General features: G+C 29.6%; 11 protein-coding genes and 1 other RNA gene. 3 read left to right on the top strand and 9 right to left on the bottom strand.

Features of this window, described 5'->3' with window-relative positions; genetic code table 11:
• Positions 1–141: 141 nt before the first annotated feature.
• Genes tgt through ruvC form a run of 5 tightly spaced genes read right to left on the bottom strand, consistent with a single transcriptional unit; the run spans position 142 to position 4437 of the window.
• On the bottom strand, positions 142–1281 hold the full coding sequence (tgt, locus tag DES33_RS02765; protein WP_094208640.1) for a tRNA guanosine(34) transglycosylase Tgt: 1140 nt from the start codon (positions 1279–1281) through the stop codon (positions 142–144).
• On the bottom strand, positions 1274–2311 hold the full coding sequence (queA, locus tag DES33_RS02760) for a tRNA preQ1(34) S-adenosylmethionine ribosyltransferase-isomerase QueA (protein ID WP_094224735.1): 1038 nt from the start codon (positions 2309–2311) through the stop codon (positions 1274–1276). The genes tgt and queA overlap by 8 nt, the downstream gene beginning before the upstream one ends.
• A 9-nt stretch (positions 2312–2320) precedes the next feature.
• Positions 2321–3328 carry a Holliday junction branch migration DNA helicase RuvB gene (ruvB, locus tag DES33_RS02755; RefSeq protein WP_094205723.1) on the bottom strand — a complete coding sequence of 336 codons (1008 nt, stop codon included), beginning with the start codon at positions 3326–3328 and terminating at the stop codon, positions 2321–2323.
• Between the two features lie 9 nt (positions 3329–3337).
• Positions 3338–3934: a Holliday junction branch migration protein RuvA gene (gene ruvA, locus DES33_RS02750; RefSeq protein ID WP_110058006.1), complete on the bottom strand. Its 597-nt coding sequence runs from the start codon at positions 3932–3934 to the stop codon at positions 3338–3340.
• Between the two features lie 8 nt (positions 3935–3942).
• On the bottom strand, positions 3943–4437 hold the full coding sequence (gene ruvC, locus DES33_RS02745; RefSeq protein ID WP_094208643.1) for a crossover junction endodeoxyribonuclease RuvC: 495 nt from the start codon (positions 4435–4437) through the stop codon (positions 3943–3945).
• 116 nt (positions 4438–4553) lie between these two features.
• On the opposite strand from ruvC, the gene ymfI reads away from it, so the two are divergent.
• From ymfI to DES33_RS02730, 3 genes are read left to right on the top strand one after another with little or no spacing between them, the layout of a single operon-like run.
• The gene (gene ymfI, locus DES33_RS02740; protein ID WP_094208644.1) at positions 4554–5291 is read left to right on the top strand and encodes an elongation factor P 5-aminopentanone reductase; all 738 of its coding nucleotides are present in this window, start codon (positions 4554–4556) and stop codon (positions 5289–5291) included.
• On the top strand, positions 5284–6003 hold the full coding sequence (locus tag DES33_RS02735; RefSeq protein ID WP_094205727.1) for a response regulator transcription factor: 720 nt from the start codon (positions 5284–5286) through the stop codon (positions 6001–6003). Before ymfI ends, DES33_RS02735 begins: the two co-directional genes overlap by 8 nt.
• The gene (locus DES33_RS02730) at positions 5993–7342 is read left to right on the top strand and encodes a sensor histidine kinase (RefSeq protein WP_110058005.1); all 1350 of its coding nucleotides are present in this window, start codon (positions 5993–5995) and stop codon (positions 7340–7342) included. Before DES33_RS02735 ends, DES33_RS02730 begins: the two co-directional genes overlap by 11 nt.
• 36 nt (positions 7343–7378) lie before the next feature.
• Here the strand turns inward: DES33_RS02730 and rnpB are convergent.
• From rnpB to rpoD, 4 genes are all read right to left on the bottom strand, one after another.
• Positions 7379–7708, bottom strand: an RNA gene (gene rnpB / locus DES33_RS02725) — RNase P RNA component class A.
• Positions 7709–7727: 19 nt separating this feature from the next.
• Positions 7728–8507: a Nif3-like dinuclear metal center hexameric protein gene (locus DES33_RS02720; RefSeq protein WP_094224739.1), complete on the bottom strand. Its 780-nt coding sequence runs from the start codon at positions 8505–8507 to the stop codon at positions 7728–7730.
• Positions 8497–9189, bottom strand: a complete 693-nt coding sequence (locus tag DES33_RS02715; protein WP_094224740.1) for a tRNA (adenine(22)-N(1))-methyltransferase — start codon at positions 9187–9189, stop codon at positions 8497–8499. Before DES33_RS02715 ends, DES33_RS02720 begins: the two co-directional genes overlap by 11 nt.
• 1 nt (position 9190) lies before the next feature.
• Positions 9191–10360, bottom strand: a complete 1170-nt coding sequence (rpoD, locus tag DES33_RS02710; RefSeq protein ID WP_094208648.1) for an RNA polymerase sigma factor RpoD — start codon at positions 10358–10360, stop codon at positions 9191–9193.
• Between the last annotated feature and the right edge of the window lie 13 nt (positions 10361–10373).

The following is a 10373-nucleotide window of genomic DNA, read 5'->3' as shown; positions in this document are numbered from 1 at the left end:
CAAATCTTACATACCTAATATTTAGTTGTTATTCAATTTTTCTAAGCCTAAATTTTTAGGCTTGTTTGACATGCCTTAAATTTCAAGATAAATTATTTTTTATTCTCTCTTGACATTTGATAGCTGGTCTTAAATATTTACTTATTTAATATTATCACATTTTTGATGATAATCATAACCATAATTTCTATAGAATTCATCTTTGAATTCTAAGTATCTATCTTCTTCTATAGATTTTCTAATATTTTCCATCAATTTGATTAAAAATCTCAAATTATGAATAGACAATAATCTTGCACCTAGGATTTCATCTACATTTAGTAAATGTCTGATATATGCTCTAGTATGGTTTTTGCAAGCATAACAATCGCAATTATCGTCAAGTGCAGAAAAATCATCTTTATATTTTGCGTTTTTAACGACTAATTTACCTTTAGAAGTTAAGGCTGTACCATTACGAGCAATTCTTGTAGGAAGAACACAATCACACATATCAACTCCATGTTCAACTGCTTCGAATAGGTAATCCGGTGTACCAACACCCATTAAATATCTTGGTTTATTTTCTGGCATAAAATCAGTTGTAAAATCTAATAAATCAATCATCAAATCTCTAGGTTCGCCTACGGATAATCCACCTATAGCATAGCCTGGCAAATCAAAATCAATTGTATTTTTAGCAGAATATTCTCTTAAATCTTTGTACATACCACCTTGAATAATCCCAAAAAGATTTTGCTTATCAGTGTTTTTATGATAATCTTTACATCTTTTAAGCCATCTTAACGTTCTTTTCATTGAGTCTTCTGTATATTCATAACTTGCTGGATAAGGAACACATTCATCAAAAGCCATCATTATATCGGATCCCAAATCATTTTGAATTTCCATTGATTTTTCAGGAGATATAAAATGTTTTGATCCATCAATATGGCTTCTAAATTGTACTCCTTCTTCAGTAATTTTTCTTGTCTTACTCAAACTAAAAACTTGAAATCCACCACTATCTGTTAGAATTGGTCTATCCCAATTCATGAATTTATGAAGGCCATCTGCTTTTCTGATAATTTCTTGACCCGGCTTTAAGTATAAATGATATGTGTTAGATAGAATTATTTGAGAACCAATAGATTTCAATTCATCATTGTTCATTGCTTTAACTGTTGCTCTTGTGCCTACAGGCATAAACACAGGTGTTTTTATAACACCATGATTTGTTTCTATTGTCCCTGTTCTTGCTTTGCATTGAGACGATTTTTTCTCTAGTGTAAATTTAAACATTCTTGCCTCCATTTATGAACATAGCATCCCCAAAGCTAAAAAATCTAAAATCATTTTGCTTTGCTTTTTCATAAGCATCAAAAATGTATTCTTTCTTTGAAAAAGCACTAACCAACATCATTAAAGTAGACTTAGGTAAATGGAAGTTAGTGATTAAGCTGTCCACGATATTAAATTCAAAGCCTGGATAGATGAAAATATCTGTCCAGCCACTTTCAGCTACTAGTTTTGAATTATTATTGTGTGTAACTGTTTCTAAAGTTCTTACGCTTGTAGTCCCTACCGCTATAATCTTATGTCCTTCACTTTTTTGTCGATTAATAATATCTACAGCTTCTTGACTTATAGTATAATATTCAGAATGCATATGATGATCTTTAACATCATCTACTTTAACAGGTCTAAATGTTCCTAGTCCCACATGTAATGTTAAAAATACTACATAAATTCCTTTTTCTTTGATTTTTTCTAAAAGTTCATTTGTAAAGTGAAGGCCTGCTGTAGGAGCTGCTGCACTTCCTTTGTGTTTTGAATAAACTGTTTGGTACCTTTCTTTATCATCCAATTTTTCTTTAATATATGGAGGAAGTGGCATATTCCCAAGTTCATCCAATCGCTCTTCAAAAATTCCTTCATAATCGAATTTTAAAATTCTAGATCCATCTTCTGTAATGTCTACGACTTTTGCGCTTACTTTATCAGAAAATTCTATTACTTGACCTAACTTCATTTTCTTTCCAGGCTTTACCAAACATTCCCACTTATCTTCTGTTTGTTGTAGAAGTAAAACCTCAATTTTTTCTTCTTTTCCTGGTCTGTGTCCAAAAAGTCTAGCGGGAATAACTCGTGTGTTATTACATACTAAAACATCACCAGGGTTTAAATAATCTATAATATTATAAAACTTTTTTATTTCTGTATTTCCGTTAAATCTATCCATAACCATTAGCTTAGATTCATCTCTTTTATCTAATGGAGTTTGTGCGATAAATTTTTCATCTAACTCGTAATCAAAATCATCTGTATTCATCTTATAAAATCACCTCTTTCTAACTATATTAAAATGTTTGTACGCTTTATCTGTGACAATTCTTCCTCTTGAGGTTCTATTGATGAATCCTATTTGCAACAAATAAGGTTCATAAACATCTTCAATAGTAATCCTTTCTTCGCCAGTGGCCGCTGCAATTGTATCAACACCAACAGGTCCACCATCAAAATTATTAATCATTGTCATTATTATTTTTCTATCAACATAATCTAGTCCACATTTGTCTACTTCTAACAAATTTAAACCACGATTACTTATTTCCTTTGTAATAGTTCCGTCTGCTCTTACTTCTGCATAATCCCTAACTCTTTTTAATAGCCTGTTAGCGATTCTTGGAGTGCCTCTACTTCGTCTTGCTATTTCCATGGCACCTTCTTCATCAATGCCTATTCCCAAAACACCCGCAGATCTAGTAACTATTTTCTTCAAACTTTCTATATCATATAACTCTAAGTTTAATAGAACACCAAATCTATCGCGAAGTGGTCCTGTCAATTGACCAGATCTTGTAGTAGCACCAATAAGTGTAAATTTCTCCAAATCTATTCGTAAGCTTCTTGCAGAAGGTCCTTTTCCCACTATAATATCCAACGCATAATCTTCCATTGCAGGATACAAAATTTCTTCAACAGAACGATTGATTCTGTGTATTTCATCTATAAACAAGACATCATCTTTTTGTAAATTTGTAAGAATACTTGCCAAATCAGAAGGCTTTTCGATTGCAGGTCCACTAGTAACCCTTAGGTTAACTCCCATTTCATTAGCTATAATGTGTGCTAAAGTAGTTTTACCTAATCCAGGTGGTCCATATAATAGAGCGTGATCCAATGGTTCATTTCTATTCTTTGCAGCTTCAATAAAAATTGACAATTTCTTCTTGACTTTATCTTGACCAATATAATCGCTCATCCATTTTGGTCTTAAATTAAAATCAATATCTTCGTCGCTTTTCGTAAAAGATGCTCCAACAATTCTATCGTTTTTATCTTCCATTTTCTCACCCTACCTACTACTGTCCAAGCTTTTCATTGCTTTTTTCATTATATCTTCAATTGATAATCCAGAAATATCAGTGTTTTCGATAAATGCATCCACATCATTTTTAAAATAACCAAGTTGTAATAATGCTTCTCTTGCAAATTCTGAATCACTTGATTTTTTCACTTCTTTGTTAACAGGTTTTTCTGATGGCACAAAATCTTTTTCGATTTTTTCTTTTAGCTCTAAAATAATCCTTGATGCTGTTTTTTTGCCAATGCCTGGTGCTTGTGTTAGAAGTTTAATATCATCAGTGATAATAGCGGTTTTACATTCATCAACTGTCATAGTTGATAGTACATTCATTGCATATTTTGGACCAATAGATGTTACATCTGTTAACAAATTAAATAAGTCTCTTTCTTTTTGAGATGAAAATCCGTACAAAATACTTGCATCTTCTCTTTCGACAAATTCAGTATATACTTTATATTCATCAAATGCACTGACATTATCCCTAAAAAAATCAGTTATGAATATTTTATAACCAATTTTGTTGTTTTCCAATACTATGTAATTTTCATGAACTTCAGTAATAACTCCAATAATATACGAATACATATTATCTCCTATTTCATTTCATTTAGATATTTAAATTTACTTCCAAAAATGTGACACAAAGCCACAGCTACAGCATCTGCAGCATCATCAGGTTTAGGTATATCGTTAAATTTTAAAATTGTTTTAACAGTTTCTTGTACTTGTCTTTTATCAGCTCTTCCATATCCTACAACTGCTTGTTTAATTTGAAGAGGAGTATATTCATAAAGACATAAATTCTTATTGATACAGCTTAGAATTTCTACTCCTCTTGCTTGAGATACAGTTATTGCTGTCTTTACATTTTTATTGAAAAACAATTCTTCAAATGCGCAATCTTCAGGTTGAAATTCATCGATAATTTTGTTCATCTCGTTGTAAATAAATGATAATCTGTCAGGTAATGGTGATTTTGAACTTGTTGTGATGCAACCATATTCAAGACATTTTATTTTGTTATTATCATAATCCAATATAGAATATCCAACGATTGCTATACCAGGGTCAATTCCTAAAACTCTCACTTATTATCAAATCCTATACTCTAATATATTTTAACATGTTTTAATATTATATCATAAACATTTTGACTTGTTAATTTGCCTATATGTTATAATATAATCAGTTAAAAGGAGAAAAAATGAAGACAATTTTAATAACTGGTGCCAGCGGAGGTATTGGAGAAGGAATTTGCAAAATGTTAGAAAATCATCCAGAATATAGAATCGTTGTGCACTATTTTAATAATGAAGATAAAGCTAAAGAAATCGTTGAAAATATTAGAAATAAAGGCATAGATGCAATATCATATAAGTGTGATTTAAGAAATTTTGATGAATGCAAAAAAATGTTCGAATTAATTAGAAATAAATTTAGATGTGTTGATATATTGATTAACAACGCAGGAATATCTATTGTAGATCAATTTCAAGATATTAAAGTTAATGATTGGTATAATATGTTTGATGTTAATGTGCATGGAACCTATCATATGTGCAAATTAGCATTGGAAGATATGTTAGATAAAAAGGAAGGAAATATTATTAATATTACTTCAATTTGGGGAATGATTGGCGGATCAATGGAATCTTGTTACTCAGCAACAAAAGCTGCAATAATAGGGCTTACAAAATCCTTAGCTAAAGAATTTGGATATAGTAACATTAAAATAAATGCTATTGCCCCTGGAGCTATAGATACACCTATGTTAGATAACATCTCAAAAGATGATTTAGATTACGTTATAGAGGACACTCCCATGGGAAGACTGGGAACACCTGAAGATATTGCAAATCTTGTAGAATTTTTAATATCAGATAAAAATTCATTTATGACTGGGCAAATATTAAGTCCAAATGGAGGTTTTGTAATTGTTTAAAGAAAATTTAACCGATATAAAAATTTTAATAGTTGAAGATGAGAAAAACATATCAAATGCAGAAAGAAAATACTTAGAAGTTGAAGGATTTCAAGTTGATCAAGCATTTGATGGACAAGAAGCTATTACTATGATTAATACAACTGATTATTCATTAATTATTTTAGACTTAATGTTGCCAAAAGTTAGCGGTGAAAAAGTTATGGAAGTAATTAGATCTAGAACTGAAACACCAGTAATCATGGTTACAGCTAAAGTAGATGAATCTGAAATATTAGAGGGTTTAAAACTTGGAGCTGACGATTATATTACTAAACCTTTCAGTTTAAAAATATTAGTTCAAAAAGTAAAAACAATTCTCAGAAGAGTTGAAAAGCTTGGCCTCCCAAAATCCGAAAAAATTTATTTTGATAATGGACGTGTAAGTATTTCTTTTGAAGATAACACGTTTATTAAAGACGGAGAAAGCATAAATCTTACTAGCAATGAATTTCAAATAATCAAAACTTTATTCTCTAATCCCAATAAAATATTTACCAGAGATGAAATAATAGAATTATCTTTTGGTTATGATTATGAGGCTTTTGACAGAGCTATAGATACTCACATTAAAAATATTAGACATAAAATTGAAGATAATCCAAAAAAACCTCGTTATATTAAAACAATTTATGGCGTTGGCTATAAGTTAGGTGTATACGATGAAGCTTAAGTCGGAAATATTATATGAGTTTTTAAGAGCTATTATATTTCCTATCATGTTATTGTCATTTATTGCGGTATTCATTTTTCAATTATCATTCAGAAATTTTGTTAACAATGAAGAACTAAACAGACAAAACAAAATTGAACAGCTAACTAAAAACTTATTTTTAGATCAACAACAAGGATTGAGCATAAAAAGTATTGATAAGTACATGTGGTATTTGAGTGAGTTAGATCTTGATGTTATTTTTTATGACAATAACGATAAGGAATTATATTCTTTTAAAGAAGGATTCGAATTAGCTAAGAAAACTCCACTTTATAACACTATAATAAAAGATGTATACGATGAAAACAACAAAAAAATAGGTCATATCAAATATATTTATAGGATTAATAATAATTTCAAACAAAGAGGAGAAGTGTTCATAACAAACTTATTAAGATTAATAATTTTATCCACATTTTTATCATACTTTACAAGTTTGATAATATCAATTTTCCTTTCAAGAAAGGTGACTAATCCTATTGAAGAATTAACTCAAGCTACAGTCAATATAAGAAAACAAAACTACATTCTACCAATTATAAAAAGTAATATAGTTGAAGTAAATCAATTATCCCAAAATATCAATTACATGGCAAATTCATTAAAATCTCAAGAATTTAATCGAAAACAATATGCACAAAATATTAGTCATGAATTGAGAACCCCTTTAACTAATTTAAGGTTAAATTTAGAATTGATTCAAGACGGCATTATGGAACCTAATGAAGAAAATGTAAGTACTCTTCTAGTAGAAATTGATAGATTGACTAGCTTAATTAATCAGCTAAATAATACATTTAAAAAATCAACTCCAGAAACTATATATAATCCTACAGATTTTAATCTAACTGAATTTTTACATGAAATATTTAAATCTATGAAAACACAATATGATAAAGCAGGAGTTTTATTTGATATGGAAATATCAGAGGATTTGGATATCCATACAGATAAAGAAAAGTTGGCTAATATAATTATCAACTTATTATCTAATGCACTTAAAGCATGTCAAACAAATGATTCAGTATTATTAAGAGCTAGACATATCAACAGAAAAATAGTTATCTCAGTAAAAGATACTGGAGTAGGTATTAGTGAAGAAAATAAGCCGAAAATTTTCGAAAGATTTTACAGAGTTGATGATTGCAGAAACACAAAAGAAAATGGTTACGGACTGGGTCTGTCAATTGTTAAAAACTACGCTGATATTATCGGTGCTGATATATCAGTTAATTCAAAACTAAACTTAGGTACAGTAATGATGATTTCTTTTAATGACGATATAATTGTAAAATAAAAAAAGATTGGTAACAGTATTGCTACCAATCTTTTTTTTATGACCAAATCTATAAGCCGTGTTCTGTATTTGATAATCATCTATCTAGACTAATTGTTACCAATTAGTTCAAGCAATCTACCTACCGGAGACGACGAGCAGCCGTCTTTAATCCTATTTGATTTTGCACTGAATGGGGTTTACATAGCCATAAAGTCACCTTTATGCTGGTAGGCTCTTACCCTACCTTTCCACCCTTACCAATAAATGGCGGTATATCTCTGTTGCACTAGCCTTAGGGTCGCCCCCACTGGACGTTATCCAGCATCCTCGCTCTATAGTGCACGGACTTTCCTCATGAATTCATGCGATTATCTGATTTAGTCACCATAACATTATAACATAATTAGAAAATTTTTCTAGTTGGTTTTTTTAAATAATTAACATCTATTTTGATATCTGGAAAAGATTTTTGAATAGTTTGTCTTAACGGTTCAAGAATAAATTTTTCTGATTCATAGTGGCCAATATCTATTAGTATAAGATTGTTATCTTGTGCATCTATCTGTTCATCGTGTTTAAATTCAGAAGATACAAATACATCACAATTAGTATCAATACAATTTTCAATGAAGTGACCACCACTTCCACCTAATACCGCTATTCTTTTAATCTTTCGATTTGTATTACCGTAAACAATTACATTTTCAAGATTTAATTTGTTTTTCAAATCACAAATAAAATTCTCTGCAAAATCCTCTTCAATATCAGAATATTTTCCATATCCGGTATTGTTTTTATGAGAATCTAAAATTTTAGGATTAATCAAGCCTAATTGTTTAGCTAGCGCATCACTTACTCCAAATTCGACACTATCTAAATTGGTATGCGAAGAATAAATACAAATTTCATTTTTTATCGCACTAATTAATCGTGTATTTACACTATTTTTTTGTTCTATAATATTTTTTAATGGATGAAAAATAACTGGATGATGTGTAAATATCAAATCATATTTTTCTCTAATAGCTCTATTCAGACAATTATCATCTAAATCTAAGGAAATCAAAATCTTATTTATTTCTCTATTTAAATTACCAAATTGAATACCACTATTGTCAAAGTCTTCCTGAAGTTCTAAAGGAACTAATTTTTCATACCAAGTTATAAAATCTTTAAGCTTCAATTTTATTCAACACTTTCTCAAGTTCTTTTATTTCGATCTTAATATTATCAATAGCATTTTTTACATTATCAGAGTCTTTTTCTGATATATTCGACAATATTGTTTTCTTATTTTCTATCTGTTGTTTTATATATTGCTTCAAATTTTCAGATTTATTATCGATTAAAAATTTTCCAAATTCATACTCATAATCATTCGAAAATAATTGCTTACCGACTTTAATTTTAATTATTTGATAATATTTGTCATTTTCAAACAAATCAACTTCTTCTATAATTTCAAAAGAATTGTCACGTAAAAATTTTCTTAGTACTGAAAGTGAATTATTTGCTCCTAGTATTAAGCAGTTTGCGCTTTTAGCTACATCGATATTTTTGTTCAATATATCAACGATTAAATTTCCTCCCATTCCTGAAATTATTATCGTGTCAACTTGATACTCGTTTAGGTTATCCAAGCCATCGGATACATTTAGTATTATTTTTTCAGGTTCATCAAGATAATCTAGTTTTTCTCTTAATTTATCTAATGATTTTTCACTAATATCAGATGCGATAACTTTCTTTGCTTTATTTGATTTTATTAATTCATACGGAACAATTCCATGATCTGTTCCTATATCAGCAACTATTGAATTATCTTCTACTAAGTTAATTATTTCTTCAAGCCTACGTTTTTTCATTTTATTCCAAAAAATCCTTTAATTTTTGACTTCTAGATGGATGTTTTAATTTTCTCAAAGCTTTTGCTTCTATTTGTCTGATTCTTTCTCTTGTGACATCAAAGTCTTTACCAACCTCTTCAAGTGTTCTAGGAGTACCATCAACAAGTCCAAATCTTAATGCTAATACTTTTCTTTCTCTTTCATTTAAAGTGTTTAAAATGCCTTCTAATTCTTCTCTAAGCATAGTAAAATTTGCTGCTTCATCTGGAGCGATAGCAGTATCATCTTCAATAAAATCTCCTAAATGACTATCTTCTTCTTCACCAATAGGTGTTTCCAAACTTACAGGTTCTTGAGCTATTTTTCTAACTTCTCTAACTTTTTCTACTTCAATTCCCATTTCTTTTGCTATTTCTTCATTTGTAGGGTCTCTTCCCAAATCTTGTAATAATTGTCTTTCAATTCTTACAAGTCTATTAATAGTTTCTACCATGTGTACAGGAATTCTTATTGTTCTAGCTTGGTCAGCAATCGCTCTTGTAATAGCTTGTCTTATCCACCAAGTAGCGTATGTTGAAAACTTGAAACCTCTAGTATAGTCAAATTTATCCACTGCTTTCATAAGACCAAGATTACCTTCTTGAATCAAATCCAAAAAGCTCATTCCACGTCCCACGTATCTTTTAGCAATACTTACAACCAAACGTAAGTTTGCTTCTGCTAACTTTTTCTTAGCTCTCTTAGATCCATTTTCCATTTCTTGCGCTAATTGAACTTCTTCTTCAGCTGATAACAAAGGAATTTTTCCGATTTCTTTTAAATACATTTTTACTGGGTCGTCGACATTAATTCCTTTAATATCGGAAACATCTTCGATGATTTTTTTGTCATCTTTAATATCGTCATCGTCTTCATCATCAATAGACTCGTCATCTTCGATATCGTCTTTGTCGTCATCCTTTGAAGATGATTTTTTCTCTATTTCATCATTACTTTCAAAAATTTCAATATTATTTTCAATTAGCAAATTTCTTATATCTTCTATATCATCTTCATCAAGAGAAGAAATATCATCAATCTTTTTGAAGTCTTTGATAGTTACTATGCCATCATTCTCATTACCTATCTCTATTAATTGATTTAATGCTTCTTTTTTTATTTGTTCAACATCCAAGTTTTCTTCTGACATAAAAAACTCCTTT

This window comes from Finegoldia magna, from assembly GCF_003182075.1.
GTDB lineage: Bacteria > Bacillota > Clostridia > Tissierellales > Peptoniphilaceae > Finegoldia > Finegoldia magna.
The sequence above is the reverse complement of the archived record's forward strand: the minus strand, read 5'-3'. Positions and strand labels throughout refer to the sequence as shown.

Coding starts and splice junctions, on each gene's coding strand:
- ymfI (WP_094208644.1), top strand. CDS start 4,554: ATGAAGACAATTTTAATAACTGGTGCCAGCGGAGGTATTGGAGAAGGA.
- ruvB (WP_094205723.1), bottom strand. CDS start 3,328: ATGGAAGATAAAAACGATAGAATTGTTGGAGCATCTTTTACGAAAAGC.
- rpoD (WP_094208648.1), bottom strand. CDS start 10,360: ATGTCAGAAGAAAACTTGGATGTTGAACAAATAAAAAAAGAAGCATTA.
- DES33_RS02730 (WP_110058005.1), top strand. CDS start 5,993: ATGAAGCTTAAGTCGGAAATATTATATGAGTTTTTAAGAGCTATTATA.
- DES33_RS02715 (WP_094224740.1), bottom strand. CDS start 9,189: ATGAAAAAACGTAGGCTTGAAGAAATAATTAACTTAGTAGAAGATAAT.
- tgt (WP_094208640.1), bottom strand. CDS start 1,281: ATGTTTAAATTTACACTAGAGAAAAAATCGTCTCAATGCAAAGCAAGA.
- ruvA (WP_110058006.1), bottom strand. CDS start 3,934: ATGTATTCGTATATTATTGGAGTTATTACTGAAGTTCATGAAAATTAC.
- queA (WP_094224735.1), bottom strand. CDS start 2,311: ATGAATACAGATGATTTTGATTACGAGTTAGATGAAAAATTTATCGCA.